This window comes from Nonomuraea sp. NPDC051941 (assembly GCF_044593615.1).
The window spans coordinates 119,160-145,380 of sequence record NZ_JBIUCF010000009.1 but is presented as its reverse complement, the minus strand read 5'-3'; the positions used below and the strand labels follow the sequence as shown (position 1 = coordinate 145,380).

At 71.9% G+C, this 26,221-nt stretch carries 27 protein-coding genes; 17 read left to right on the top strand and 10 right to left on the bottom strand.

All coding sequences use genetic code 11. From position 1 onward, the window contains the following. The first annotated feature begins 12 nt into the window (after positions 1-12). The 3 genes from ACIHFD_RS17795 to ACIHFD_RS17785 are packed head-to-tail and all read left to right on the top strand — an operon-like array spanning position 13 to position 2,757. Positions 13-789, top strand: a complete 777-nt coding sequence (locus ACIHFD_RS17795) for an LLM class flavin-dependent oxidoreductase (protein WP_397367811.1) — start codon at positions 13-15, stop codon at positions 787-789. Next, complete coding sequence (locus ACIHFD_RS17790; protein ID WP_397367810.1) at positions 779-1,879, top strand: LLM class flavin-dependent oxidoreductase; 1,101 nt, start codon at positions 779-781, stop codon at positions 1,877-1,879. The genes ACIHFD_RS17795 and ACIHFD_RS17790 overlap by 11 nt, the downstream gene beginning before the upstream one ends. Beyond that, positions 1,876-2,757 carry an ABC transporter substrate-binding protein gene (locus ACIHFD_RS17785; protein WP_397367809.1) on the top strand — a complete coding sequence of 294 codons (882 nt, stop codon included), beginning with the start codon at positions 1,876-1,878 and terminating at the stop codon, positions 2,755-2,757. The genes ACIHFD_RS17790 and ACIHFD_RS17785 overlap by 4 nt, the downstream gene beginning before the upstream one ends. A gap of 12 nt (positions 2,758-2,769) precedes the next feature. Here ACIHFD_RS17785 and ACIHFD_RS17780 read toward each other — a convergent pair whose 3' ends face one another. Together ACIHFD_RS17780 and ACIHFD_RS17775 are read right to left on the bottom strand one after the other, a co-directional pair. Further along, on the bottom strand, positions 2,770-3,984 hold the full coding sequence (locus tag ACIHFD_RS17780; protein WP_397367921.1) for an NAD(P)-binding domain-containing protein: 1,215 nt from the start codon (positions 3,982-3,984) through the stop codon (positions 2,770-2,772). 51 nt (positions 3,985-4,035) lie between these two features. Further along, positions 4,036-4,584, bottom strand: a complete 549-nt coding sequence (locus ACIHFD_RS17775) for an OsmC family protein (protein ID WP_355196847.1) — start codon at positions 4,582-4,584, stop codon at positions 4,036-4,038. Positions 4,585-4,662: 78 nt separating this feature from the next. On the opposite strand from ACIHFD_RS17775, the gene ACIHFD_RS17770 reads away from it, so the two are divergent. The 3 genes from ACIHFD_RS17770 to ACIHFD_RS17760 are packed head-to-tail and all read left to right on the top strand — an operon-like array spanning position 4,663 to position 7,708. Continuing rightward, the gene (locus tag ACIHFD_RS17770; protein ID WP_397367808.1) at positions 4,663-5,895 is read left to right on the top strand and encodes a homoserine O-acetyltransferase; all 1,233 of its coding nucleotides are present in this window, start codon (positions 4,663-4,665) and stop codon (positions 5,893-5,895) included. Continuing rightward, on the top strand, positions 5,892-7,229 hold the full coding sequence (locus ACIHFD_RS17765) for an O-acetylhomoserine aminocarboxypropyltransferase/cysteine synthase family protein (protein WP_397367807.1): 1,338 nt from the start codon (positions 5,892-5,894) through the stop codon (positions 7,227-7,229). The genes ACIHFD_RS17770 and ACIHFD_RS17765 overlap by 4 nt, the downstream gene beginning before the upstream one ends. Beyond that, complete coding sequence (locus ACIHFD_RS17760) at positions 7,226-7,708, top strand: CoA-binding protein (RefSeq protein ID WP_363985524.1); 483 nt, start codon at positions 7,226-7,228, stop codon at positions 7,706-7,708. The genes ACIHFD_RS17765 and ACIHFD_RS17760 overlap by 4 nt, the downstream gene beginning before the upstream one ends. Positions 7,709-7,841: 133 nt before the next feature. On the opposite strand, the gene ACIHFD_RS17755 is transcribed toward ACIHFD_RS17760, so the two are convergent. Next, entirely contained in the window at positions 7,842-8,495 is a 654-nt protein-coding gene (locus ACIHFD_RS17755) for a response regulator (RefSeq protein ID WP_397367805.1), read from the bottom strand. Then, positions 8,470-9,606: a sensor histidine kinase gene (locus tag ACIHFD_RS17750; RefSeq protein ID WP_397367804.1), complete on the bottom strand. Its 1,137-nt coding sequence runs from the start codon at positions 9,604-9,606 to the stop codon at positions 8,470-8,472. Before ACIHFD_RS17750 ends, ACIHFD_RS17755 begins: the two co-directional genes overlap by 26 nt. A 167-nt stretch (positions 9,607-9,773) precedes the next feature. Here ACIHFD_RS17750 and ACIHFD_RS17745 point away from each other — a divergent pair, with 167 nt between their 5' ends. The 3 genes from ACIHFD_RS17745 (at position 9,774) to ACIHFD_RS17735 (ending at position 14,061) form a co-directional block, all read left to right on the top strand. Beyond that, the gene (locus ACIHFD_RS17745; RefSeq protein WP_397367803.1) at positions 9,774-11,636 is read left to right on the top strand and encodes a serine hydrolase domain-containing protein; all 1,863 of its coding nucleotides are present in this window, start codon (positions 9,774-9,776) and stop codon (positions 11,634-11,636) included. Positions 11,637-11,943: 307 nt separating this feature from the next. Next, the gene (locus tag ACIHFD_RS17740; RefSeq protein ID WP_397367920.1) at positions 11,944-12,825 is read left to right on the top strand and encodes a helix-turn-helix transcriptional regulator; all 882 of its coding nucleotides are present in this window, start codon (positions 11,944-11,946) and stop codon (positions 12,823-12,825) included. 198 nt (positions 12,826-13,023) lie between these two features. After that, complete coding sequence (locus ACIHFD_RS17735) at positions 13,024-14,061, top strand: zinc-dependent alcohol dehydrogenase family protein (protein ID WP_397367802.1); 1,038 nt, start codon at positions 13,024-13,026, stop codon at positions 14,059-14,061. A 27-nt stretch (positions 14,062-14,088) separates the two neighbouring features. On the opposite strand, the gene ACIHFD_RS17730 is transcribed toward ACIHFD_RS17735, so the two are convergent. Then, positions 14,089-15,063 (bottom strand): NAD(P)-dependent alcohol dehydrogenase, encoded by a 975-nt coding sequence (locus ACIHFD_RS17730; RefSeq protein ID WP_397367801.1) that lies wholly within the window; start codon positions 15,061-15,063, stop codon positions 14,089-14,091. A 65-nt stretch (positions 15,064-15,128) separates the two neighbouring features. Between ACIHFD_RS17730 and ACIHFD_RS17725 the strand changes: the two genes are divergently transcribed. Further along, positions 15,129-15,785 (top strand): TetR/AcrR family transcriptional regulator, encoded by a 657-nt coding sequence (locus tag ACIHFD_RS17725; protein ID WP_397367800.1) that lies wholly within the window; start codon positions 15,129-15,131, stop codon positions 15,783-15,785. A gap of 128 nt (positions 15,786-15,913) precedes the next feature. Here ACIHFD_RS17725 and ACIHFD_RS17720 read toward each other — a convergent pair whose 3' ends face one another. Next, on the bottom strand, positions 15,914-16,507 hold the full coding sequence (locus ACIHFD_RS17720; RefSeq protein ID WP_397367799.1) for an SRPBCC family protein: 594 nt from the start codon (positions 16,505-16,507) through the stop codon (positions 15,914-15,916). Between the two features lie 105 nt (positions 16,508-16,612). Between ACIHFD_RS17720 and ACIHFD_RS17715 the strand changes: the two genes are divergently transcribed. From ACIHFD_RS17715 to ACIHFD_RS17695, 5 genes are read left to right on the top strand one after another with little or no spacing between them, the layout of a single operon-like run. After that, complete coding sequence (locus tag ACIHFD_RS17715) at positions 16,613-17,005, top strand: GntR family transcriptional regulator (RefSeq protein WP_357754576.1); 393 nt, start codon at positions 16,613-16,615, stop codon at positions 17,003-17,005. Further along, entirely contained in the window at positions 17,002-17,892 is an 891-nt protein-coding gene (locus tag ACIHFD_RS17710) for an ABC transporter ATP-binding protein (RefSeq protein ID WP_397367798.1), read from the top strand. Before ACIHFD_RS17715 ends, ACIHFD_RS17710 begins: the two co-directional genes overlap by 4 nt. Next, entirely contained in the window at positions 17,889-18,941 is a 1,053-nt protein-coding gene (locus ACIHFD_RS17705; RefSeq protein WP_397367797.1) for an ABC transporter permease, read from the top strand. Before ACIHFD_RS17710 ends, ACIHFD_RS17705 begins: the two co-directional genes overlap by 4 nt. Then, positions 18,938-20,356: a S41 family peptidase gene (locus ACIHFD_RS17700; RefSeq protein ID WP_397367796.1), complete on the top strand. Its 1,419-nt coding sequence runs from the start codon at positions 18,938-18,940 to the stop codon at positions 20,354-20,356. The genes ACIHFD_RS17705 and ACIHFD_RS17700 overlap by 4 nt, the downstream gene beginning before the upstream one ends. Before the next feature lie 13 nt (positions 20,357-20,369). Continuing rightward, the gene (locus tag ACIHFD_RS17695; RefSeq protein ID WP_397367795.1) at positions 20,370-21,524 is read left to right on the top strand and encodes an alpha/beta hydrolase family protein; all 1,155 of its coding nucleotides are present in this window, start codon (positions 20,370-20,372) and stop codon (positions 21,522-21,524) included. A gap of 87 nt (positions 21,525-21,611) precedes the next feature. On the opposite strand, the gene ACIHFD_RS17690 is transcribed toward ACIHFD_RS17695, so the two are convergent. Continuing rightward, positions 21,612-22,430: an APH(3'') family aminoglycoside O-phosphotransferase gene (locus tag ACIHFD_RS17690; RefSeq protein ID WP_397367794.1), complete on the bottom strand. Its 819-nt coding sequence runs from the start codon at positions 22,428-22,430 to the stop codon at positions 21,612-21,614. A 114-nt stretch (positions 22,431-22,544) separates the two neighbouring features. Here ACIHFD_RS17690 and ACIHFD_RS17685 point away from each other — a divergent pair, with 114 nt between their 5' ends. Then, positions 22,545-23,423: a hypothetical protein gene (locus tag ACIHFD_RS17685; RefSeq protein ID WP_397367793.1), complete on the top strand. Its 879-nt coding sequence runs from the start codon at positions 22,545-22,547 to the stop codon at positions 23,421-23,423. Between the two features lie 14 nt (positions 23,424-23,437). Here the strand turns inward: ACIHFD_RS17685 and ACIHFD_RS17680 are convergent, their stop codons facing one another. Next, positions 23,438-23,890, bottom strand: coding sequence for a helix-turn-helix domain-containing protein (locus tag ACIHFD_RS17680; protein ID WP_397367791.1), 453 nt, complete (start codon positions 23,888-23,890; stop codon positions 23,438-23,440). 224 nt (positions 23,891-24,114) lie between these two features. Between ACIHFD_RS17680 and ACIHFD_RS17675 the strand changes: the two genes are divergently transcribed. After that, entirely contained in the window at positions 24,115-24,246 is a 132-nt protein-coding gene (locus tag ACIHFD_RS17675) for a hypothetical protein (RefSeq protein WP_397367790.1), read from the top strand. Between the two features lie 46 nt (positions 24,247-24,292). Here the strand turns inward: ACIHFD_RS17675 and ACIHFD_RS17670 are convergent, their stop codons facing one another. Beyond that, positions 24,293-25,144, bottom strand: coding sequence for a phytanoyl-CoA dioxygenase family protein (locus ACIHFD_RS17670; protein WP_397367789.1), 852 nt, complete (start codon positions 25,142-25,144; stop codon positions 24,293-24,295). Between the two features lie 44 nt (positions 25,145-25,188). Next, entirely contained in the window at positions 25,189-26,196 is a 1,008-nt protein-coding gene (locus ACIHFD_RS17665; protein WP_397367788.1) for a helix-turn-helix transcriptional regulator, read from the bottom strand. Positions 26,197-26,221: the final 25 nt, after the last annotated feature.

The following is a 26,221-nucleotide window of genomic DNA, read 5'->3' as shown; positions in this document are numbered from 1 at the left end:
ATGACCCACCCCGTGACATCCCGCTTCCACGTCGTCCTCCCCACCAGGAGCGCCGCCGCGCCGGAGTTGCCCGCGTTCGTCACCGACGTGCGGCCCGCCCTGACCGATCCGGCCGGACGGACCGCCGTGGCCGCGGACCTGGCGGGGCTGGCGGGGGCGCTGGTGCCGTTCGATCCCGGCGGGCAGGAGTCCCTGACCGTCGCCGCGAACGTCCTGCGCCGTACCCGGCACCTGCGCGTGGTCGCCGGGTTCCACGCCGCGGCCGCCACCCCCGTCTACGCCGCCAAGCTCTCGGCCTCGCTGCAGCGCTTCGCCGCCGGCCGGCTGGGCTGGCGGCTCGCGGTGGACCTGGACCCGGCTGCGGCCAGGGCGCAGGGAGACTTCCTGACCGGCGCCGATCGCCACGCCCGCGCCGGCGAGTTCCTGACCGTCGCCAAGGGCGTCTGGCAGGGCGGGCCGTTCGACTTCCGGGGCGACTTCTACGAGGTCGCCGCGGGCGGCTTCGGCCCGCCGCTGTCGGCGCCGCCCTTCCCCGAGGTGCAGCTCTCCGGCACCTCCCCCGAGGCCCTCGCGCTGTCGCGGCGGCACGCGGACGTGCACGTCTTCGCCGAGGGCGACGACCTGGACGCCCTCGTCCCCGAGCTGCCGGGCCTGCGCTACGGCGTCCAGCTGTCCTCGCTCGACCACGTGGAGGAGTACGCCCGCCGCGGCGTGAGCGAGTTCTTCGTCCCCGCCGAGGACGTCTACCACCTCGGTGAGCACCTCAAGGAGCAGGCTCTTGCCGGTTGACATCTACTGGCGCATCCACATGGAGGGCGACCAGCCGTCGCTGCGCCGCAGGGTCCGCAGCCGCGGCGGCTTCGCCCAGGGCGGCACCGCCCCCGGCACCCGGGACGGCCGCGACGACGGCTACACCCACGCCGACTACATGGCCGAGGTCGCGCGGGCGGCCGAGGAGTCCGGCTTCGTCGGAGGGCTGCTGCCGAACTTCCCGCACACCGACGACCCGTGGGCCGCCGCCGCGACGCTGGCCCGCGAGACCACCTCCTACCGCTTCATGGTGGCCTTCCAGCCCGGGTTCCTGCACCCGGTGCAGGCGGCCCGGATGACGGCCACGCTGCAGCGGGCGACCGGCGGCCGGATCGTCTACAACGTCATCTCCGGCGGCGGCGGTCCCGCGCAGCTCTGGTGGGGCGACAAAGTGGACCACGACGACCGCTACGCGCGGACTTCGGAGTTCCTGGACGTGCTCAAGGGCGTCTGGCAGGGCGGGCATACCCATCATGGCCGCTTCTACCAGGTGGAGGACGCGGGTCTGCCGGAGGAGCTGGCCGGGCAGCCGTTCCCGGAGATCTTCTTCTCCGGCTCCTCCCCCGCCGCCATCGACGCCGCCGGCCGGCACGCCGACTACTACCTGTCCTGGCTGGAGCCGTTCGACGCGCTGGCGGAGAAGTTCGACGCCGTACGCGCGCACAGCGCCACGCCGCCCCGGTTCGCCGTGCGCGTGGACGTGCTGGCCCGGGAGAGCGAGGAGGAGGCGTGGGAGGAGATCCGGCAGGGCTGGCAGGCCAGGCCGCGCGGCGACGACTCCGGCGGGGGCGACTCCGTCGGCGTGCGGCGCAGCCGTTCCTTCCTCGCCGGGGCCGGTGACGACCCCCGCGCTCTGGAGGTCGCCCCGAACGTGTGGGGCGGGTTCGGCCAGTTGCGCGACGGCCCCGCCTTCGGCCTGGTCGGCGACTACCACCAGGTCGCCGACCGCCTCGACCAGCTCCTGGACCTCGGCGTGGACGCCTTCATCCTGGCCGGAATCCCCCATCTCGAAGAGGCCCGCCGCGTGGGCCGCCAGGTTTTGCCGCTACTGAAAGGACGCACCTCATGACCACCCGAGCCGGCTTCTTCCCGCAGAACAACACCTTGTGGGTGGCCCGCCACCGCGACCTGCTGCCCGGCGTGGAATGGGTGGACCTGAACGCGCTGGGCCGCGGCGCGCCGGTCGATCCCACCAGGGCCCTCCCGTCCGCCCACGGCGACCACCTGTTCGACGGCGGGTACGACTTCATCGGCACCGGCTCCACTCCCCCGGTCACCGCCCAGGCCAAGGGGCACGACATCGTGTACGTGGCGATCTCGGAGCCACGGGTCGAGAACGGCCGCCTGGTGGTGCGGGACGACTCGCCGATCGGCTCCGTGGCGGAGCTGAAGGGCAGGCGGGTGGCCCTCGGCCACGGCTCGTGGCAGACCACGCTCCTGCTGCTGGCGCTGGAGCGCGCCGGGCTCGGCTGGGGCGACATCGTCCCCGTGGACGCCTACGGCGACGCCGCCGAACTCCTGGTGAACGGCGACGTGGACGCCTGGGTGGGCTCCTACCCGTACCTGACGCCGGTCGAGTCGCGCACCAGGACGCTCGTGGAGACCAACGGGCTCTTCAGCCACCGCTCGCTCTGGTTCACCCGCCGCGACTTCGCGCGGGACCGGCCCGACGAGCTGGCCAGGATCGTCACCGCGCTCCAGGAGGCCGACCGCTGGACCGCCGGGCACCCGCGCGAGGCGGCCGCCCTGTTCGACGGCGACCTCGACGCCTGGGAGCACGCGCTGCGCACCCGACCCTGGGGGTTGCACCCGGTCAGCGAGGAGTTCGTCGCCGAGCAGCAGCACGCCGCCGACCTCTTCCACGCCAACGGGCTGATCCAGAAGAAGATCTCGGTCGCGGACGCCGTACTTCCCGAGATCGGCGAACTGGTGCTGCGGACCCGCTGAGCCGTCCGGGGATCACCGTCGTACGGCCAGATACCGCGCGAGGTGGTCGATCACCTCGCGCGCGTCGTCCTCGATGCCGTGGATGAACGTGGACCTGCGCCGCCGCAGCACGGGCAGCCCCAGCGCGTACAGTCCCGGGCTGTCGACGACGCCGCCGTCGTGGCGCAGCCGGCCCTTCTCGTCGATCACGGGCACGTCGAGCCAGCCGTAATCGGGCCGGAAACCCGTCGCCCACACGATCGTGCGGATCTCGCCGCTCCGCAGGTCGAGCCGCAGGCGCGCCGACTCGGGCACCCGGGTCGGCGCGAAGCGCTCGGGCGGGCCGGCCTCGGCGTCGCGGCCGCGCGTACGCGCCCACTCGTCGAACGTGCCCAGCAGGCGCTCCATCTTGAGGTCCGCGAGCGAGAACACGTTGCGCAGCCCGCCGGAGAACAGCGCGCATCCGTCGCGCACGGCCGCCCAGCGGCCGACCAGCTCGACACCCATCGAGGTGAGCGCGTTGAGATCGAGCGTCCCGCGCTCGGGAGTGCCGACGAGCTGGGGCGATGGCAGCCGCCGGGCCCGCGCGAGATCGTCGACCTCGTCGTAGCGCTGGTCCCACACGCCGGAGGCGTCCATCCACCACAGCACGTCGCGCCCGCGGTAGGTGCGGGGCAGCCGCACGTGCTCCCCCACCGAGAGCCTCACCGGCCGGCCGGACCCGCGCAGCTCGGCGGCCAGCTGCACGCCGGTCGCCGACGCTCCCACCACGAGCACCCCGCCGTCGGGCAGCCGATCGGGGGCACGGTAGTCGAACGGCGTCAGCTGCTCGACGGACGACGGCACCTCGTCGCCGAACCGCGGCACCGCCGGCCGGTTGCAGGCCCCGCTGGCGATGACCACCGTCCGGCAGCGGATCTCGCCGCGGCTCGTGGTCACGTGGTATCCGTCGCCGGTACGCCGGACGGACGTGACGTTCGTGCCGGTCCGGACGGGAGCCCGGGAGAACGCGGCGAAGCGCTCGATGAACTGCGTCACCTCCTTCGTGGTCATGTAGCCGTCGGGCTCCGGGCCTTCGTAGCGAAGGCCCGGCAGGCGGCTCTGCCAGTTGGGGGTGAGCAGCCGGAAGGAGTCCCAGCGTTCGCGCCGCCAGGAGTTCGCCACCTCGCCGCGCTCGATCACCAGGTGATCGAGCGACCGTTCGCGCAGGAAGTGGCTCGCGGCGAGACCGGAGTGGCCCGCGCCGATGACGACCGTGGTGACATGCTCGATGGCTCGGCCTTTCAGGCTTTCAGGCTTTCAGGCGACGTCGACGGTGACGTTCGTCGGGTTGGTGAGGGCGTCGAACACGGCCGACCGCTTCTGGGACTGGGCCACCAGCGCCTCGATCTCCTGCTTGGAGGCGTCCGCGTCGATGGTGAACGTCACCTTGATGTCGTTGAAGCCGTTGCGGACGTCGGCGTCGACGCCGAGGATGCCGCGGATGTCGTGCTCGCCTTCGAGCGTCGCCTCGACCGAGCGCAGCTGGATGCCGCGGTTCTGCGCGACGGACGCCACGCCGGCCGTCAGGCAGCTCGCCAGGCCGACGAGGAGGTACTCGATCGGCGTGATGCCGTTGTCCTCGGCCGCGAAGACCTCGGGGTGGTCGGCGTCGAACACCGCTTCGGTCCGGTGGCTCTGCTCCTGCCCGAGCCCGAAGAACTCCTTGACCGTGGTGGTGCTGTGGACGCCGTTCTGCCACCTGGAGGATGCCCGCCAGACGAACTGCGCGGCCTCGGGTGCGCCTTTCAGCGCCTCGCGCGCGTCCAGCAGCGCCTGCACGTTCACGCCGTTGGCGACCGTGGTCATGTCCCGCCCCTTCTGGATCTTCCCGCATTCCCGGTAGGTATTTGACCATACACGCGCCGTGGCGGCTACCATAGCCCTATGTCGCAGCCAGCCCCGGCGCTCGCGGCCGGCACGATCGGCACGGTCGGCACCGTGGAAACCCGGTACCTCGACCTGCCGGAGCCGCTACACCTCGACTGCGGCCGGGAGCTGCACCCGGTCCGCGTGGCCTACGAGACCTACGGCGCCCTCTCGCCCCGGCGCGACAACGTCGTCCTGGTGTGTCACGCGCTCAGCGGCGACGCCCATGCCGCGGGCCTGGCGAAGGCGCCGTCCGGCCAGAGCACGCGCGACGGCTTCGGGGCCGAGGACCGCGACGGCGCGGGCGGCAAGGGGCTCGGCTGGTGGGACGGGATGATCGGCCCCGGTAAGGCGTTCGGCACCGACCGGTTCTTCGTCATCTGCACGAACCTGCTCGGCGGCTGCCGCGGGACGACGGGTCCGTCGTCGATCGACCCGGCGACGGGCAGGCCGTACGGGCCGGACTTCCCCGTGGTCACGGTCGCGGACATGGTACGGACGCAGCGAGCGTTCCTCGACGTCCTGGGCATCGACCGTCTCGCGGCGGTGGCCGGGGGCTCGCTCGGCGGCATGCAGGCGCTGCAGTGGGCGATCCTGTTCCCCGGCCAGGTCGACGCGGTCGTGGCCATCGCCAGCACGCACGCCCTCCACCCACAGGGGGTGGCCTGGAACGCGATCGCGCGTGACTCGATCATGCGCGATCCGGCCTGGCAGGGCGGCCACTACTACGGCACGGGCCGCGCGCCCCATGCCGGCATGGGGGTGGCGCGGATGGTCGGCCACATCACGTACCTGTCCGCACCCGCGCTGAGCGAGAAGTTCGGCAGGCGGCTGCAGTCCGCCGACGCGCTCCGCTACACGATCACCGAGCCGGAGTTCGAGGTGGAGAGCTACCTGCGCCACCAGGCCGACTCGTTCGTCAAGCGCTTCGACGCCAACACCTACCTCTACACCTCGCGCGCGCTGACGTATTTCGATCTCGCGCGGCAGCATGGCGGCGGGTCTCTCCCGCAGGCGCTCGAAGGCGTTTGCGCCCGGACGCTGCTCATCGCCTTCAGCTCCGACTGGCTGTACCCGCCGTCGGCGTCGGAGGAGATCGAGCAGGCGCTGCGCGCCCTCGGCAAACCGGTCGAGTTCGAGGTGATCGAGGCGCCGTACGGCCACGACTGCTTCCTGCTCGAGGAGGCGCGGCAGACGCCCATCATCCGCCGGTTCCTGGCCGGGGCGACGTCGAGGAAGGGGTCTTCGTGACCGATCAGTTCCCCCGTGCCGAGCAAGCCCGCGCGTTCGGGTTCGAGACCCGGCAACTGCACGCCGGGCAGCGGCCCGACCCGAACACGGGCGCCCGTGCGGTGCCGATCTTCCAGACCACCAGCTATGTCTTCGAAGACCCCGAGTCCGCGGCGGCGTACTTCAACCTGCAGGAGTACGGGAACACGTACTCGCGCATCATGAACCCGACCGTCGCGGTGTTCGAGGAGCGGGTGGCGAACCTCGAGGGCGGCAGCGGCGCGGTGGCGTTCGCCAGCGGGATCGCCGCGCAGGCGGCCGCGCTGTTCACGCTGCTGCAGCCGGGCGACCACGTCGTCTCGTCCTCGGCGCTGTACGGCGGGACGGTGAACCAGCTCAAGCACCTGCTGCGCAAGATGGGCGTGGAGCTGACGTGGGTCGATCCCGACGATCCGGACGCGTGGCGCCAGGCGGTGCGGGTGAACACGAAGGCGTTCTTCGGCGAGACGATCGGCAATCCCGCCGGTAACGTGCTGGACATCGAGACCGTGGCGGCCATCGCCCACGAGCACGAGCTGCCGCTGATCGTGGACAACACGTTCGCGACACCGTACCTGTGCCGCCCGATCGAGTGGGGCGCCGACATCGTGATCCACTCGGCGACCAAGTTCATCGGCGGCCACGGCACGAGCATCGGCGGCGTCGTGGTCGAGGCCGGCACGTTCAACTGGTCCAACGGACGGTTCCCGGTGGTCGCGGATCCGTCTCCCGCCTACCACGGCCTGCGATTCCACGAGACGTTCGGGACGTACGGCTACCTGATGAAACTGCGGGCCGAAACCCTGCGCGACCTCGGCGCGGCGCTCTCGCCGTTCAACGCCTTCCTGTTCCTGCAGGGGCTGGAGACGCTGTCGCTGCGCATGGACCGCCATGTCGACAACGCGCGGGCGGTCGCGGCCTTCCTCCAGGGCCACGAGCTGGCCTCCAACGTGACCTACCCCGGCCTGCCGGACAGCAGGTACCGGCCGCTGGTGGAGAAGTACCTCCCGCGCGGCGCCGGCGCCGTCTTCTCCTTCGACTGCGTCGGCGGCCGGACCGGCGGGCAGAACCTCATCGGCGGCCTGACGCTCTGGTCCCACCTGGCGAACGTCGGCGACGCCAAGAGCCTGGTCATCCACCCCGCCAGCACGACGCACCGCCAACTCGGCGACGACGAACTGCGGGCGGCCGGCGTCGGGCCGGGGACGGTGCGGCTGTCGGTCGGCACCGAGTCCGTCGAGGACCTGATCTGGGATCTGGAGCAGGGTTTCGCCCGCGTCGCCGAGACGAACGGAAAGAAGGTGGGGACGCCATGACCGATCTCGGGCGATACCAGGACCCGCTGACGATCCAGCGCGTGCTGCACTCCACCAGGACGATCGCGATCGTGGGCCTGTCGGGCAACGAGCTGCGAGCCAGCTACTTCGTCGGCTACTACCTCAGACGGCACGGCTACCGGGTGATCCCCGTGAACCCCCGCGAGAGGGAGATCCTCGGGGAGACCAGCTACCCGAGCCTGCTCGACGTGCCCGTTCCGGTGGACCTCGTGAACGTCTTCCGCGCGCCGGACGCGCTGCCCGCCATCGCGGAGGAGACCGTGGCGATTCGCGCCGGCGCCCTGTGGTGCCAGTTCGGCGTGATCAACGAGGAGGGCGCGCGGATCGCCGGGGACGGCGGCGTGACCGTGATCATGGACCGCTGTCTCAAGGTCGAGCACGCGCGGTATGTGGGCCGGATGCACTGGCTCGGCTTCAACACCCAGCGCATCACGTCCGTCCGCGCCGGGCTCCAGTAACCACCCCTCGGCCCGCGGGCTCGCGTGCCAGCCGGGGTCGGCGCCGTCAGTAACCGGTGAACGCGATGTCGCCCTTGGCCGTGCCGCGCGTTCACCAGGTGCCGGTGCCGCCCGTCGACGCGTGCGGAGACGCTCAGTCCACCAGGCCGGCGCGGTAGGCGGCGATGGCCACCTGGACCCGGTTGGTGACGGCGAGCTTGTCGAACAGGTGGGAGATGTGGCTTTTGACCGTTGCCTCGCTCATGTGCAGACCGGCCGCGATCTCGGCGTTGGAGCGGCCGAGCCCCACCTCGGTGAGCACCTCGCGCTCGCGGCCGGTGAGGGTCTCCAGCCGGGCGAGCGCGTCCCGGCGGCGCCGGACGGGCGCGTCGTTGGTGACCCGGTGGATCAGCCGCCGCGTCACCTGCGGGGACAGCATCGCGTCACCGCCGTGCGCCAGGCGTACGGCACGGATCAGGTCGTGGGGCGAGGTGTCCTTGAGGAGGAATCCGCAGGCCCCGGCCTCCAGGGCGGTGAAGACGTGCTCGTCGCTGTCGAACGTGGTCAGGATCACGACCGCGGGCGGACGGACGAGCCGGCGGATGGCCTGGGTGGCGGCCAGGCCGTCGGTCCGCGGCATCCTGATGTCCATCAGGATGACGTCCGGCCCCAGGCGGTGAACGGCGTCGACCGCCTCGTCCCCGTCCGCGGCCTCCCCCACGATCTCCACGTCAGGTGCGGATTCGAGGATGAACCGCAGCCCGGCGCGGATCAGCGACTCGTCATCCACCAGCAGCGTTTTGATCATATGTGTCCCCCGGCAACCGGCCCTCGAGACGCCAGCCTCCCGCATCGTCGGGCGCGCCGCGTACCGTTCCGCCGATCAGCCGGAAACGTTCTGCCAGGCCCACGAGACCGGCCCCGGCGCCGGAGGGGCGGGCGGCGGGGTGGAGCGAGCGCTCGTTGGTGACCGTGATGGTGATGCCGTCCTGCGGGCTCCCGGTCACCGAGACGGTGACGGGTGCTCCGAAGGCGTGTTTGTGCGCGTTGGTCAGGCCTTCCTGCACGAGCCGGTAGGCGGCCCGGGCCGTGGCCACCGGCAGCGTGTCGAGGTCGCCATGCAGGGTGACGGTGTTGCCGACCGCCGCCCAGGACTCCACCAGTCGCCGCAGGTCGGGAAATATGTCGTCATGTCCGGCCCGCAGCACGCCCACGATCTTCCGCAGCTCTTCGAGGGCCTCCTGCGCGGTGCCCCGGATCAGCGCCGCCTCCCGTTCGATCCGTGCCGGTGCCGCGCCGGGGTTGACCTCCAGGCCGCCGGCGTGCAGCGAGATGAGGGTGACCTTGTGCGCGAGCACGTCGTGCATCTCCCGGGCGATCCGGCCGCGTTCGGCGGCCCTGGCCTGTTCGTCGCGCAGGTGCCGTTCGGCCTCGGCGCGCTCCGCGCGTTCGCGCAGTGATCGGGTGAGCTCGCGGCGGGTGGCGACGTACCCGCCCGTCACCAGTACGGCGGCGGTGGCGGCCAGCGCGGGGACCAGCGCGTCCGTGCCGAGCCTGCCCTCGTCGACCCACTGCTGCGCCACGAACCCCGCCACGCCGATCACCGCCAGCGCCGCGAACCGCGCGCCCAGCCGCGCTCCCGCGCCGGAGAACAGGCCGATCAGCAGCGGCCCGGGGTTGCCCGACAGCGCGTACGCGCCCGCCCCGACGGCGGCGACCGCGGTCGGCCACCGATCGCGGAACCACAGCGCACCCGTGGCGACCAGCCCGGCGGCGGCGATGACCACGCGCGGCAGCGGCGCCCACGGCGTCTTGACCGCCAGGACCGTCAGGAACAGGCAGACCGTCACGGAGACCACGCTGATCGCGCGCGGGCCCGGCGCGCGGACCCGCCGCAGCACCTCCCGGTACGTCACCATCGGCCCAGCGTAGCCAGGGCGGCGGCGCGTCACCTCCTACGACCGTCGATGCCGGCCGTCCGGAGATCTCCGACTTTAGTGTGATGCGGCGATGGCCGTGATGGCGATGCGGCCGGGCCCGCGCAGGCGCCAGCGTTGATGACCTCGACAACGTCAGGAGTCACGCCGTGCGCCCAGTCCCCCTCCTCCGCCTGCTGATCGTCGCCGCCCTGTCGCTGGCGGCCCTCTGGCCCCCCGCCACGGCGGCGGCCTCGGCGCGCATTCCGGACACCCGTGAGCTGGCGGACTTCTTCGACGCCGCGATGGCCAAAGGACTGCGGGCCAACCATGTGCCGGGCGCGGTGGTCTCGGTGGTGGGCGGCGGGAAGATCCTCTTCAGCAAGGGGTACGGCCTGGCCGACCGCGAGAACGGGACGCCGTTCGACCCCGGCACCTCCTTGGTGCGGATCGCCTCGATCACCAAGCTGTTCACCTGGACCGCGGTGATGCAACAGGTGCAGCGGGGCAGACTGGACCTGCACGCGGACGTGAACCGCTACCTCACCACCTTCCGCATCCCCGCGACGTACCCGCAGCCGATCACGCTCGCGCACCTGATGGACCACACCGCCGGGTTCGAGGACAGCACCATCGGCGTGGGCGCGCGCAGCAAGGCCGATGTGCCGCCCCTGGGCACGTATCTCGCCGAGCACGTGCCGGCGCGGGTGCGCCCGCCCGGGCAGGTGTCGGCCTACTCGAACTACGGCGCGGCGCTGGCCGGGTACATCGTGGCGCAGGTGAGCGGGCAGCCCTACGACCAGTACGTGAAGGACCACATCCTCGACCCGCTCGGCATGCGGCACAGCACGGCCTCCGAGCCGGTCCCCGCCCCCTTGGCCGCCGGCCAGGCACGCAGCTACGACTACGAGGACGGGACGTACCAGCGCAAGCCCTTCGTCTTCGACAACCTCGCGCCCGACGGATCGATCAGCGCCACCGCGGACGACATGGCCCGCTTCATGATCGCCCATCTGGAGGACGGGACCCTCCTCGACGAGCCCACCGCCCGTCTCATGCACCGGCGGTCCTTCGCCGCCGACCCCCGCATCGACGGGTACGCCCACGGGTTCAAGGAGCAGACCCTCAACGGGCATCGCGTGATCATGCACGACGGCAGCTGGGAAGGCTTCCAGAGCGCGCTGCTGCTGGTGCCCGACGCCGACATCGGCCTGTTCGTCTCCACCAACAGCGTGGGCGGCATCGACGCCGTCACCGAGTTCCTGCCCGCCTTCTTCGACCGCTTCCTGCCCGGCGAGCGCGCCGCGCCCTCAGCTCCTCCCTTCAAGTCGGCCACGCCCGTGGCGGGCTTCTACAGACCGGCCCGCACGGTCGAGTCGACCATCGAGAAGGTGCTCACCCTCACCACCTCCTCCCGGCTGCGGGTCGAGGCCGGCGGGAAGCTCGCCTTCAAGGGCATGACGTGGAGCCCGCTGGCTGCGGGGCTCTACCAGCAGGACGGCGGCTCCCAGCGGCTGGCGTTCGTCACGGACGGCGCCGGCGTCACCTACGCGGCCACCGACGGGCCCGCCTACGAGCTCATCCCCTGGTGGGAGACCCCTCCGGCCAACGTCATCGTCGTCCTGTCGTTCGCCGTCACCGCCCTGACGGCCGTGCTCGGCCTGCCGTTGGCCGCCGCGGTCCGGCGGCTGCGCGGACGTCCCTCTGAGACGCCGCGCGCCTGGCGTGCCGGTCGCCTGCTCGCGGGCCTGGGCGGCGCCGTCGGGCTGGTGTTCGTCGTCCTGTTCACGCTGACGCTGATCGGGGACACGAGCATCCTGTACGGCGTGCCGGCCTCCCTGCGGGTTCTGCTGCTCCTTCCCCCGCTGTTCCTGGCCCTCACCATCGCCGCGATCACCACCACCGTGATCGGCTGGAGACACCGGCACCTCGGCGTCCTGGCCCGCGCTCACCAGGTGACCCTGCTGGCCGGAATGCTGGCCCTCGTCTGGTTCTGCCTGCACTGGAACCTGCTCGGCTGGCAGTTCGGCTGACCCCCCGCCGCCCGGCCGGGACGATGACCAGCACGACGACGAGGAACGCCACCGCCGGCAGGACGGCCGAGCCGGTCAGCGCGGCGCTCACGTGAGCGGTGACCGCTGCCGGGCCGGACCGCGGTCGGGCGTGCCGCAGAAGATTGTTCTGCGGCGCCTTCGGCGCGGATGGATCGCATGCTCTTGTGCGGGTCGGATGCCGCCGGTCAACGGGGATCCGGGCGGCCGAGGGAGTGACCGTCGTTCGGGGTACTGGCGTTACCTCCTTCACACCCGTCACCTTGCCTACCCTGGGGTTATGGGCCAGATCGAGCACCGCGCCGAAGTCCGCGAGTTCCTCAGCACGCGGCGCGCCCGCATCACGCCCGAGCAAGCGGGACTGCCCGCCTACGGCGGCAACCGCCGCGTCCAGGGACTGCGGCGGGAGGAGGTTGCGATGCTCGCCGGCGTCTCCATCGACTATTACGTCCGCATGGAGCGCGGCAACCTGTCCGGCGCCTCCGACAGCGTGCTGGACGCCCTGGCCCGCGCCCTGCAACTGGACGAGGCCGAGCGGGAGCACCTGTTCGCGCTGGCCCGGGCGGCCGGGCCGGGCCAGCGGCAGCGGCGCACGCCGCCGGCCACGGTACGGCCCGCCATCCAGCAGGTGCTCGACGCCATCACGGACGCGCCGGCCTGGATACGCAACGGCCGCCACGACATCGTCGCCATGAACCGCCTGGCCCGCGCCCTGTACTCCCCCGTCCTGGCCGACCCGCGCCGCCCGGCGAACACCACCCGCTTCCTCTACCTGGATCCGGCCGCGCGGGAGTTCTTCGTCGACTGGGACCGGATCGCCAACGACGCCGCCGCCATGCTCCGGCTGGAGGCGGGCCGCGCCCCGCACGACCGGGCGCTGATCGAGCTGGTCGGCGAGCTGTCGACGCGGAGCGAGGTCTTCCGGGAGCGCTGGGCCTCCCACGACGTGCAGTTCCACCGCAGCGGCCGCAAGCGGCTGCGTCACCCGGTGGTCGGCCGGCTCGACCTGGACTTCGAATCGATGGAGCTGCCGTCGGAGCCGGGCCTGACCCTCAACGTCTACACCGCCGCCCCCGGCAGCCCCGGCGCCGACGGCCTCAGGATGCTCGCCAGCTGGGCCGCCACCCAGGACCTCGCCGAGGCGCAGCCGACGGCCGCCGACCAGCGCTGACCAGCGCCGACCTCATGGGGGGCTCTGCCATTACCTGTAACGGCAGGCCCTGCCACATGCCCGGGTGAGCCTGTTCTATGGAGCTTGACCAGGGGAAACCTTGGCATTCGACGCGGCGGCGGGGGTGGCCGCGGCCCGTGGCCCCGGAGCCGCCCCGCCGCACGCCCGACGACGAAGACAAGAGACGGAAAACCTTTGATGCGAGCTACTTTCATGTACGGTGCCGGCGACGTGCGCGTGGAGCACGCGCCCGACCCGGTCCTGCGCGAGCCCACCGACGCGATCGTCCGCATCCTGCGCTCGTGCGTCTGCGGTAGCGACCTGCACCCGTACCACAACCTGCCGGCCTCGGAGCAGGGCACGCCGATGGGGCACGAGTTCCTCGGCGTGATCGAGGACCTCGGCCCGCAGGTGTCCGGGCTCAAGCGCGGTGACCTGGTCGTGGCGCCGTTCGCCTACTCCGACAACACCTGCGCCCTGTGCCGCGAGGGCCTGCACACCTCCTGCCCCAACGGCGGCTTCTGGGCCTCCGGCGACGTCGGCGGCGGCCAGGCCGAGGCGATCCGCGTCCCGCAGGCCGCCGGCACCCTTGTCAAGCTGCCCGTCGGCGAGGACTCCGAGCTGCTGCCGTCGCTGCTGACCCTGGCCGACGTGTACGGCACCGGCTACCACGCCGCCAAGCAGGCCCAGGTCAGCCCGCGTACCACGGTGGCCGTCATCGGCGACGGCGCGGTCGGCCTGCTGGCGGTGCTGTCGGCCAGGCAGCTGGGCGCCGAGCGAATCATCCTGATGGGCCGCCACGACGACCGGACCAAGCTCGGCATCGACTTCGGCGCCACCGACGTCGTGCCCGAGCGCGGCGCCGAAGGCATCGAGAAGGTACGCGAGCTGACCCGCGGCCAGGGCGTGCACGCGGTGCTGGAGGCCGTCGGCTACATGAACGCCTACGAGACGGCGGTCGGCATCGTCCGCCCCGGCGGGGTGATCAGCCGCGTCGGCGTTCCGCAGTACGAGGACGCCCCGGTCGGGTTCGGCAGCCTGTTCGGCCCCAACATCACCCTGACCGGCGGACCCGCCCCGGTGCGCGCCTACATCGAGGACCTGCTGCCCGGCGTGCTGGACGGCACCGTCGAGCCGGGCCGGGTGTTCGACCGCACGGTCACGCTGGACGAGGTGCCCGACGGATACCGCGCCATGGACGGCAGGACCGCGCTGAAGGTCCTCATCCGGCCCTGACCATCCGCCCCTGGGCGACGCCAGGTCTCAGACGACGCGGACGATGATCTTGCCGCGCACGCCGCCCGCCTCCAGGGCCCGGTGCGCCTTGGCAATCTCCTCCAGCGGGAACACGGTGTCCACGACCGGGCGGATGGCGCCGCTCTCCACGTACCGGGCCAGATCGGCGAAAAGGCGGTGGGTGGGCTGACCGCTGAAGAAGCGCACGCGCCGCCGGCCGTACACGGTGGAGGCGGCGAGGTACGACAGCGTCGAGGCGGCCCGGTTGACGTCGAAGGCGATCGCCACCATGCGACCCGACGGGGTCAGCAGGCGCCGGTAGGCGGGGTGCTCGGTGCCCACGGTGTCCAGAACCACGTCGAACCGCGGCAGATCAGCGGGCCGCGTGGTGGCGTAGTCGTAGACCTCGTGGGCCCCCAGGTCACGGACGAGGTCGAGGTTGCGCGCCCCGGCCAGGGCGGTGACGTGGGCGCCGAGTGCCCTGCCGAGTTGCACCGCCACGACGCCCACGCCGCCGCTGCCGCCGCGTACGAGCAGGCGCTCGCCCGGCCGCAGCGCCGCCTTGTCGCGCAGCGCCGTGATCGCCGTCGTCCCCACCGGGAGCGCCACGGCCTCCACCAGGTCCAGGCCCGCCGGGACGAGGGACAGCTGACGGGGCCGGACGATCAGGTATTCGGCGGCACTGCCGAACGTGCGGCCCAGCACGCCCCACACCCGATCGCCCACCCGGGGGCCGGGTTCGGCCGGGTCCGGGCCCAGGGCGACGACCTCGCCGGTGAAGTCGAGCCCCATGCGTTTCGGGAACCCCCGCCGCGTCAGCCCCGTCACGAGCCGCAACTTGCCCGCCCGGCCGTGCAGCTCGCCGCCGTTCACGCTGATGGCGTGCACGCGCACCAGCACCTCACCGGGTCCGGGGACCGGCTTGGGCACCGTGCCCACATACAGCACCTCCGGCGGCCCGTACCAGTCGAACAGGGCCGCGCGCATCTCAGTCGCATTCATCTCCACGTGAGCGACGCTATCGGGCTAAACGGATGGGACCGTCCACTTACGCTAATGTGAGAAACATGCCTGGTCATCCCTCTCAGATGGAGCCCGCGCCGGCGCTGCGGGCCGACGCGCGGCACAACCGCGTACGCATCCTCGAGGCCGCGCGGGAGGCGTACGCCACGCGCGGGCTCGACGTGCCCATGGCGGCCATCGCGCGGCGCGCCGGGGTCGGCGTGGCCACGCTCTACCGGCGCTTCCCCTCACGGGAGTCGCTGATCACGGAGGTGTTCGGCGACGAGCTGACCACGTGCGCGTCGGTCGTGGACGAGGCGCTGGCCGATCCGGACCCGTGGCGGGGGTTCTGCTCGATGATCGAGACGGTGTGCGCGATGCAGGTCGCCGACCGGGGGTTCACCGAGGCGTTCCTGACGGCGTTCCCCGACGCGATCGACTACGAGCGCACGCGGGTGCGGGCCGAGCAGGGCCTCGCCGAGGTGGTACGGCGGGCCAAGGCCGCCGGGCGGCTGCGGGCCGACTTCGACCCGGCCGACCTGACGCTGCTGCTCAAGGCCAACTGCGGCGTCGCCACCGGGACGAACGAGGTCGCGGCGGCGGGGTCGCGGCGGCTGGTGGCGTACCTGCTGCAGTCCTTCCGCGCCCAGCACGCCGAGCCCCTGCCGCCGGTGCCGCCCCTCACCCTCGACCTCCTGCACGGGCAGGCGACGGCACGGTAGCCCCGGGACGGGTCGATGCCTCAATCAGCACAGGTACTACGAGGTCCGCGGTTGCGACTACCTGAAGCCCATTGAGGGCAACGCCACCACGGGCTACTTCTTCTGGCACGCCTGCGCGTAGCCGCCGATCACCAGCCGCCGGTGCGGGCTTCGGCGGTGGCCTTCAGGGCGTGCAGCCAGGCCTCGAGACCCTTTCCGAGGAAGTCGGTGGCCAGGGGGACGTCGGTCTCGATCTGGTCCCCGGCATGGGTCTCCTCGGTCCGTACGAGGACCCCGCCCTTGACCTGCGTGAAGGTCCACACATGGACACCCCGGTCGATGCGCAGCCCTTCGCCGATCGCCGGGCCGGTCCAGCGGATGCACTTGTGGTGCTGCAGTTGCCGCACGGTGGAGGTGATGACCAGCGTGGTCGGCGGGCTGACGGGGGTCGCGGGCACCGGCGTGGTCCACCGGAACCGCGAGTTCTCGCGGAGCGGGCCGGAGTCCAGGCGCTTCATGCTGGTCACGGGCTTCTGCCAGGTGGGCCAGCCTTCCACGTCGGTCTGGAGTTCCCAGATGGTGCGCAGGGGCGCCTTGATCAAGGTCTCGGTCCGGTAGCGGATCTTGGCTGCGGGATCGACCCCTTCCCCGCGGCACTGGAGCCCACCACCGTCGTAGCCGGTGACGGCCTGCGCGGGCGGGACGTTGCCCGCGAGGCCGCCTGCGACGACGAGCGAGATCATGAGCGCGCTGATACGCCTGCTGACTGGGCCGACGACACCGATCCTTATGATCCTTTAACATCTAGAGTCCTAAAGTGCTAGCAAGCTAGATAAATGGAGAAATCGGTGATCGAGTTCCATCTGGACGGCAGGTCGGGTGTCTCGCCGTACCTGCAGATGGTCCAGCAAGTACGGCACGCGCTGCGGCTCGGCCTCCTACGCGAAGGCGACCAGCTGCCGACCGTCAAGGAGGTCGTGGCACAACTGGCGATCAACGCCAACACCGTCCTCAAGGCCTACCGCGAACTCGAGCACGAGGGCCTGGTGGCCGCCCGGCCAGGGGTGGGGACGTTCGTGACGGCGACGCTCACCGACACCTCCCTGGCCGCGCACGGCCCGCTGCGGATGGAACTGCAGCGCTGGCTCGCCAAGGCCCGCCGAGCCGGCCTCGACGACGAAAGCATCGAGGCCCTCTTCATGACCACCTTTCGGACCTTCGCTCAGGAGGACATAGCGTGACCGCCGTCCTGCAGGCCCAGGCACTGGGCAAGAAATACGGCAGACGCTGGGCGCTGCGCGAGTGCACCATCGACATCCCGGCGGGCCACGTCGTCGGGCTCGTGGGCCCCAACGGAGCCGGCAAGACCACGCTCCTGAAGCTCGCCAGCGGCCAGCTCCAACCCTCGGCGGGCGGCATCACCGTGCTCGGCGGCCGACCAGCGGCCACACCCGCCCAGCTGGCCAGGATCGGGTTCGTCGCCCAGGACACCCCCGTCTACGCGGGCCTGACCGTCGCCGAACACCTGCGGCTCGGAGCCCGGCTCAACCCCCGCTGGGACGACACCATGGCACGAGAACGCATCGCGCAACTCGGACTCGTCCCCGGACACCGAGCGGGCAAACTGTCCGGCGGCCAGCGCGCCCAGCTCGCCCTCACCCTGGGCCTGGCCAAACGGCCCGAGCTGCTGATCCTGGACGAGCCGGTCGCCTCCCTCGACCCGCTGGCCCGCCGCGAGTTCCTGCAGGGGCTGATGGAGGCCACCGTCGAGCACGAGTTCAGCGTCGTACTCTCCTCCCACCTGGTCTCCGACCTGGAACGCGTCTGCGACTTCCTCGTCGTGCTCGTCGACTCCCGCGTCCAGATCGCCGGAGAGGTCGAGGAGCTGCTCGCCACCCATCACCGCCTCACCGGCCCGCGCCGCGACCCCGACCGGCTGCCCGCCGACCAGCAGGTGATCTCCGCACGCCACACCGAACGGCAGAGCACGTTCATCGTTCGTACCGACGCCCCGATCCACGACCCCGCCTGGACGGTCAGCCGGCTCAGCCTGGAAGACCTCGTCCTGGCCTACATGGACAAGCGCACCGCCGAGAACCGGCGCGTCGCCCTGGAGGTCCAGCGATGATCTGGCTGACCTGGCGCCAGCTGCGCGGCTCGGCCGCGATGCTGGCCGCCCTGCTCGTCGTCCTCGCCACCGTCCTGGCCCTGACCGGCCCGGACCTGGCCTCGGACTACTCCACCGGTATCGCCGCCTGCACCCAGGACGACACCTGCGGCCGCTTCTACGACCGGTTCTTCGGCGCGCACGACATGCCCTTCATGGCCGTCAGCCTCATCGTGCTGCTCCTGCCCGCCGTCGTCGGGCTCTTCTGGGGAGCACCGTTGATCACCCGCGAGCTGGAGACCGGCACGCACCTGCTGGTGTGGAACCAGACCATCACCCGCGGCCGCTGGCTGGCGGTCAAGCTCGGGCTCACCGGCCTGGTCGCCATGGCCGCCGCCTGCCTGTGCGGCCTCGCGGTGACCTGGTGGTCCGACCCCCTGGACAAGTCGGCCCCGGGCGACCTGGCCTTGATGACTCCCCTGGTGTTCGGCGCGCGCGGCATCGCCCCGATGGGGTATGCGGCGTTCGCCTTCGTCCTGGGCGTGACCGTGGGCATGCTGGTGCGCCGCACCCTGCCCGCCATGGCCCTCACGCTGGCCGTCTTCGCCGCGATCCAGCTCGCCATGCCGCTGCTGGTCCGGCCCCACCTGATGACCCCGGTCACCTCGACCTTCGAGCTCAGCGAGACGAACGTGGACGGTTTCGGCATAAACCGTGACCAAGGCGGACGTGTGGAGGTTCGCCTGAATGCGGCTGTTCCCGGCCACGCGGGCGCCTGGGTCCTGTCCAGCGATCTCGTCGATCCGTCCGGACGTCCGACCGCCGGCCCCGAGCCCGGAATCGGGATCGTCCAGATCTCGACGACGTCGGGACCCTGCGCACCCTCGCCGTCGGCAGGGATGGGCGCGTGCCCGGCGGAGATCAACCGGCTCGGCTACCGGCAGAAGGCGACCTACCAGCCCCTTGAGCGCTTCTGGCCCTTCCAGTGGATCGAAACCGGGATCTACGCCCTGCTCACCCTCGGCCTCACCTGGCTCTCCTTCTGGTGGATCCGCAGGCGCCTGTCATGACCGCCATCAGGACCATGACGGCCGGACTCGCCCTCCTCCTGGCCGCGGCCTGCACGGCGCCGACGCCACCGCGCAGCGAGGCGAGCACCGCAGCCGGTACGGCCTGCGCGCGCCCCCAGGGCCCGGCCGCGGCGGAGACGGCCACCACCATCGACGTCATCGAGCAGGCGTACTTCTGCATCCTCGGCAACTACTACAGCGGCGCCACCCTGGACGCCCGCTCGCTCCTGACCACCGCATTCGCCGCCCTGACCCAGGAGCTCAACCGCAACGGACGCGACCTGCCCGAAGCCACCATGCCGGCACTGACCGGCGACCGGAAAGCCGACTGGACCGCCTTCGAAACCGCCTACCGCAAGACCACCGACCAGGTCCCCGACCTGCGCGACAAACTGGCCGTCGCCACCCTCGAAGCCCTCGTGGCCGCCCTCGGCGACAACCACGCCGCCTGGGCCCACGACACCAAACGACCCCCCGACTACCACGACGGCGACGGCTACGGCCTGGGCCTCGAGGCGAACGTCAACGGCCCGCAGGTGCAGGGCAACCCCGGCGTCGCCCTCCCCCCGCTGTTCGTCACCACCGTGCAGGGCGGCGCGGCGCAGGCCGCCGGACTGCGCCCCGGCGACCTCATCGAATCCATCAACGGATCGGCACCCTTCATCGACGGCAAGCCCACCCCCGCCATCGCCGCCCTCTACCCCCGATACCCGGAGGCCCGCCCGGTCCGGCTGCGGCTCCTGCGGCAGAGCACCGGCCGCCGCTGGAACGTGACCCTCAAACCCGGCCTCTACCAGCGCGACCTGGCCACCCTGCAAGTGGTCCAGTCGAAACTGCTGGACGACGACATCGCCTACGTACGGATGCGCGGATTCGCCCCCGACTCCGCCGACAGAGTGCTCAAGGCGATCACCAGACTACGCACCGGCCGCACCCTCACCGGCGTCGTCCTGGACCTGCGCGGCAACGGCGGCGGCAGCCCCCAGGAGGCGATCCGGCTGGAGAGCGCGTTCGCCCACGGCAAGGCCACCGCCCACCTGTGCACCGTCGACGGCAGGTGCGAGACCCTGCGGACCGACGACACCGTCCCACTGGTCAACCTGCCACTGATGGTGCTCATCGACCGCAGCTGCGCCTCGGCCTGCGAACACTTCACCTCCGCCGTCAAAGACCTTCGCGTCGGCCAGCTGATCGGCACCAGAACCGCCGGCGTCATCTCCGGCCCGGCACAGCCGTACCTCCTCGCCAACAACACCGCACTGAGCTTCCCCACCCGACACCACCTGGGGCCCGACCACGAGGTGATCGACCGGATCGGCGTACCCCCCGACCACCACGTCCCCCTCACCCCTAAGGACGCGGCCACCGGGCGAGACCCCGCCCTGGCCAAGGCCCTGACCTTGCTGCACAAGTGAACGGACCTCTCCGATGAGACACCTCCTGGCAGTCGCCGCCGGACTGGCCGTCCTCGCCGCGTCCGCCTGCTCCGAACCCACCCCGCCCCGCTCCGCCGCCCCCTCGGCCACACCCACCGGCCCGGCCACCCTGCCCGCCCCCACCGGCCCCCACCCCGTCGGCACCACCGCCCTGTACCTCAACGACACCTCCCGCCCCGACCCCTGGGACCTCGACGCCAAAACCCGACAGCTCAAGGTCACCCTGTGGTACCCGACCAAGCAGCGCGACGGACAGCGAGCCCCGTACATGACCCCCAAGGAATCCGAGCTCACCCTGAAGGGAGGCAGGATCGCGGGCGTCCCGGACGACACCCTGAGCAAGACCCGAACGAACGCCACCAAAGACGCCGAACCCACAGGCCGCGACCTTCCCCTGGTGGTGTTCTCCCCCGGCTTCACCAAACCGATGAGCACGCTCACCGCCCTGGCCGAGGACCTGGCCAGCCGCGGCTACGTCGTCGCGGGCATCGACCACACCTACGAGAGCTACGCCACGACCCTCGCCGACGGGCGCGTCGCCGAATGCCTCGCCTGCGACAGCGACGCCGACCCCGGCTTCGGCACCGGCGTGGTCGCGGGCCGGGCCGCCGACGTCTCGTTCGTGCTCGACCAACTGCCCTCGACCTGGAACGGCGCCGACCGGATCGACCGCTCCCACATCGCCATGGTCGGCCAGTCCATCGGCGGAGCCGGCGCCATGGCGACCATGGTGAAGGACCCCCGGATACGCGCCGGGATCGACATGGACGGCACCACCTACGCCCGGATCCCCAAAACCGGATTCTCCCGGCCCTTCATGTTCATCGGTTCGCCGCAGCACATCCCCGGCGGCCGCGACAACTCGTGGGACCGCGACTGGAAACTGCTCACCGGCTGGAAGCGCTGGATCGTGCTGTCAGGCGCGGACCACCAGTCCTTCACCGACCTCCCGCTCCTGTCAGGCGCCCTCGGCATCAAACCCGCCTACGGCATCCTGCCCGCGGCGCGCGCCGCCGAGCTCACCCGCACGTACGTGGCGGCCTTCCTCGACCAGCACCTGAGATCGCAACGGCAGCCCCTCCTGGACAAGCCGTCCGCACGCTACCCCGAGGTCAAGTTCTGCCCCGCGACCTGCGGCCAATCCTGAGACCCGTCGCGGAGCCCGTGGTTTTGTGCTGTTCTGGATGGGTTTTGCCTCAGCCGACGCCCTTTACATTGTAGATTTCCACCGGCGCTAACCCCAGGTGAGCGGGTCGAGGTGGAGGTAGAACCGCTCGCGGTCACGGTCGAGGACGATGCCGTACCGCTCCGCGAACCTCTCGTCCGCCAAGCCCGCCTCCCGCTCGTCGGGCCACGTCTCCCGCGCGTTGGCGAGCAGGAGCGCGATGTCGGCGTAGGGGTCGGCCCGTCCGAGGCGGCCGAGGTCGATGAAGCCCGCCACGTCCAGGGTCTCCGGGTCGAGGATGATGTTGGGCAGGCACAGGTCGCCGTGGCAGACGACCGTCTCGGCGGCCTCTTGCGCGAGGCGGTGCTCCAGCTGGGGTTCGAGGCGGGCGAGCAGTTCGCCGGCCGGCGTGTCCTGCTGTTCTTCCGGGAGGAACTCGGGGTTGACCGCGCCCCGCGCGACGACGTCGCGGGCCGTGGCGAACATCCATGTGAGATCCCGCGCGAACGGGCACCCGCGAGCGGGCAGGTCGTGCAGGCGGCGTACGGCGTCCGCGATCTTCTCCCAGGCCGGCCGCAGCCCCGCGGCCGGGACCCGATCGGCGGGGACGCCCGCGACGGCGCTCGTCACCAGGCAGGCGCCGTCGGCCGTGGCGCGCCAGTCGAGGACGCGCGGGCCCGGAACGCCCTGCGTGCCCAGCCACTCGACGCGGTCCCGCTCCTCCTCCAGCGAGGTCACGGAACCGGCGGGGACGCACTTGGCGTATCGGGTGCCGTCCTCGGAGCGGAAGACATCAGCCCCGGACTCGCCGCCGGTGACGGGGATCCATCCGTCCCCGTCGCGGCCGTCGCACAGCAATGCCCGAAAGGCCGATGTCGAGTCGATCATGTGAATCACCCTAGCCGCCGGGGCCGACCGTGAAGCCCGCTTCCCCCTCACTGGGGAGGGGCCTGCCTCTTGCGGGGGTGCCCGGGCACCCCCGCCGGCCGCGAGGCTCCTGCCATGCGTCTACACATCGAGGTCCGTACGCTCGTGCTGGTGCGCCGCGTCGCCGGGTTCGGCGCGGCGGCGGCGATGTCCCTCTACCTGCTGGTCAAGCTGGTCTGGATCGCCGCCGAGGTGTGGCAGGGCACGGCCCAGTGGGTGCTGCTCAACGCGATCACGGTGGTGATGGCGCTGGCCGGCGTCGCACTGGGCCTGGCGCTGGCCCAGTCGTGGGGGACGCGGCTGCCGGGCTGGCTGGTGCTGCCGCTCGGGTGGGTCGCCGGCGGCTTCCTGGTGTCCATGATCCCGTACATGATCGTCGCCGGCCTGGTGGCGCCGAGCGCGCCCGAGCCGGCGGCCACCACCCCGGCCTGGGAGAGCGCGCTCATCGGCGTCGGGTTCGCGGGCATGGCGGTGGCATTGGTCGTGGGCCTGCCGCTCTTCCTGCGTGAACGATGGCCCCGCGCCTTCACCGGACGGGTGGGCCGGGAACGAGCGGACGGCCGCTTCCTTTGGGTGTTGCCGCCGCTCGTGGTGCTCACCGCGGCCTGGATCGCCTGGGCCGCGGGAAGCACCTACGGGCTGCTCACGGTGTGCGACACCCAGGGCAGGCTCCTCATGGCCAACAGCGCGCTGTGCGCGGCGGGCGCCGGTTGGAGCCTGTGGGCGCTCGGCCCGTGGAGCAGCGGGCGGACGCCGGTGTGGCTGCCCATGGCCGTGGGGTTCGTCGCCTCCGGGTCGTTGTTCTCATGGGGAGCGTGGCGGCTGGCGTGGCTGGTGGCCGGAACGTACCGGCCGGTCGAACTTCCCGGGGTGGCCGTGGCCGAGCACTGCGTCGCCGTGGTCGCGGGCCTCGCCGTCCTGGTGGCGTTGACGCAGGCGTACGGGCGCCGGTGAGGGTGCGGGTTGGGTCAGGGGGCTTGGACGAGCGGTTGCAGCACCGTGAGGCCGTAGGACTCCGCCGGTGACGGCGGGGCGGCCTCCGGTGCGGTGCGGCGGAACGTGGTCGGCGCCATCCCGTAGATCGCGCGGAAGCGGCGGGAGAAGTGGTAGGCGTCCGCGAAGCCACACTGCGCGGCGATCGCCCGCATGGACAGGTTGCTCTGCCACAGCAGCGGTTCGGCCCTGGTCAGGCGGAGGAGTTCGAGGGCGGCGACCGGACCGACCCCGAACGTGCGGCGGAACGTCCGGCACAACGTGCTCGGCGAGACGCGGGCGGCCGAGGCGAGCTCCCGCATCGGGACCGGCCTGGCCACCCCGTCGGACCAGTGCTCGCGCACCGCGCGCAGCATCGCGGTCACCGGTGACGGCAGGACCGACGGCGGGCGCTGCGCCGGCGCCGGATCGGCCAGGAACGTCAGCACCAGCAGGCGCAGCGTCTCGCAGGCCTGGACCCGCCACCGCGGCGGGCACTCGGCCCAGCCAGAGCAGATACTGGCACAGGGCGCCCATCGGGTCGTGCCGCCCGGTCAGGTCCCGTACCAGCGGCCAGTCGGCCGGCACCTGGCCCGTGAGCGTGAAATGCACGTACGCGTGCCGGGTCGGGGTGCGGGGATCCCAGCGGAACGCGTCACGCATACCCGGCCGGATGAGCAGCAGCTTTCCCGGGGTCAGCGACAGCGCGACGTCGTCCCACAGCCAGGTGGCGCTGCCGCGGAGCAGCCAGACGAACTGGTACGACCTGGCCTCCCGCGGGCCGAACGTCGAGCCGGGCGGATAGTCCGCGACGCTCGGCTCGAGCCGGGCCACCAGATCGACGGAGATCGTCATCTGTCACAGCCGCCATCGCGATTCGGGCGGATCCGCGGCCGGCGCACGTCCTGGAGCCCTTTGTAGGCGTACGGGTCGGTGCCGGCGACGAGGACGACGTCCCGGAAGTCCGCCTGCGCCATGCCCGTCCCCTCCGCCGGGACGGCCCAGGGCAGCAGGGATTCGGCGCTCATGTAGTGGTTGACCAGCGCCCGCCGGTAACCCCGCCGTCCGGTGTTGGGCAGCGACTTGTGCAACAGGTAGCCGTTGAACACCACCACGGCCCCCGCCGCGACCTCGACGGGCACCGCGTCGGAGTCGTCGAACGGGAAGCCGTAGGACTCCACCGTGCAGTCGTAGCGGGGGTCGTCGTGCTCGCGGTTCGGGTAGAGCACGCCGCGCCGGTGCGATCCGGGCAGCACCCAGAGGCACCCGTTCTCCACGGTGGCGTCGTCGAGCGCGATCCAGGCCGCCGCGAGCGAACGGTCGCGGGTCGGGATGAACAGCTCGTCCTGGTGCCAGGCCTGCCCCGGCTCACCCTCGGACTTGATGAACAACATCGACTGCATCGCCTTGACGTTCGGGCCGATCAGCGAGGTCAGCGCCGAGACGATCGCCGGATGGCGCATCGTGTCGAGCATCAGGCCGGACAGCTTGTGCGGGTAGTGGACGCACAGGAACCTGCGCAGCACGTCGTCGTCGCTGTCGGCGTCCCCGGCGGGGAGCGCGCCGCTGATGTCGCCGAGCTCGCCCCGGCAGATGCGGACGGCCTCTTCGAGCAGCTCGCCCACCTCGCCGGGGTCGAGGGCGCGGTCGAGGACGAGGTAGCCGTCGCGCTCGTACGGGGCCTTCAGGCCGGGGTTCGTCATCGCCCCATCATCGCCATCGCGGCCCGGTCCCGGCCATGGCCCGATCACGCATCCGGATGGCGAATCGTGTCATCCGCCGACGCCACCTGGGACGAAGAGGCGCCGGCGTAGCGGCGGGCCAGGTGCGCGAAGGCGTCCTTGAGCGCGGCAGGGCCGACGACCTCGATGTCGGCGTCGAACCTGCCGACGCTCGCGGCCAGCCCGACCCAGGACCAGGACCCCAGGATGAGCCGGCACCGGTCCGCGCCGAGCTCCTCGACCACCCCGTCGTGAACGTAGGGGGACACGGCGGCGGCCGGCAGGCCGAGGATGACCTCGCCGCGGCAGGGCCAGTCGCCGGAGCCGCCGGAGCCCCGGAACCGATCGGCCACGAAGGCGGCCACCCCTCCCCCGGGCAGCTCGCGCGGCGCGAAACGGGGCCCCGTGGGGACGCGCGGCGCGATCCGGTCGGCCCGGAAGGTCCGCCAGTCCTCCCGGTCGAGATCCCATGCCACGAGATACCAGCGCCCGCCCCAGGTGACGAGGTGGTGGGGCTCCACGCGGCGCGGCGGGCCGCCGTCGTCACCTCCTGGTGTGGCGTAGCCGAAACGCAGCACCTCCCGGGCGCGTACGGCGGCGCCGACGGACACCAGCACCCCGCTGTCGACCTGGGGATCTGGCGCGTACCGCTCGACGGCGGTGATCTGGAGGGCGTCGATGCGGTGGCGCAGCCGTGCGGGCATGACCTGCCGGACGGTGGTCAGCGCGCGGGCCGCGGCCTCCTCGATGCCGGCGCCGGTCGTGGTGGCGGCCTGGAGCGCGATGGCCAGGGCGACGGCCTGCTCGTCGTCGAACAGCAGCGGCGGCAGCCGCGTACCGGCGTCGAGCCGGTAGCCGCCCTCGGGACCCTTGGTGGCCGCGATCGGATAGCCAAGCTCACGCAGCCGGTCGACATCGCGGCGCACGGTGCGCGGGCTGATGCCGAGGCGCTCGGCCAGCAGCGCTCCCGGCCAGTCCCGGGGCGCCTGGAGCAGCGAGAGCAACGACAGCAGCCGAGCCGAGGTTTTCTGCACCCGTCCAGTATCGCCCGGAGAAGAG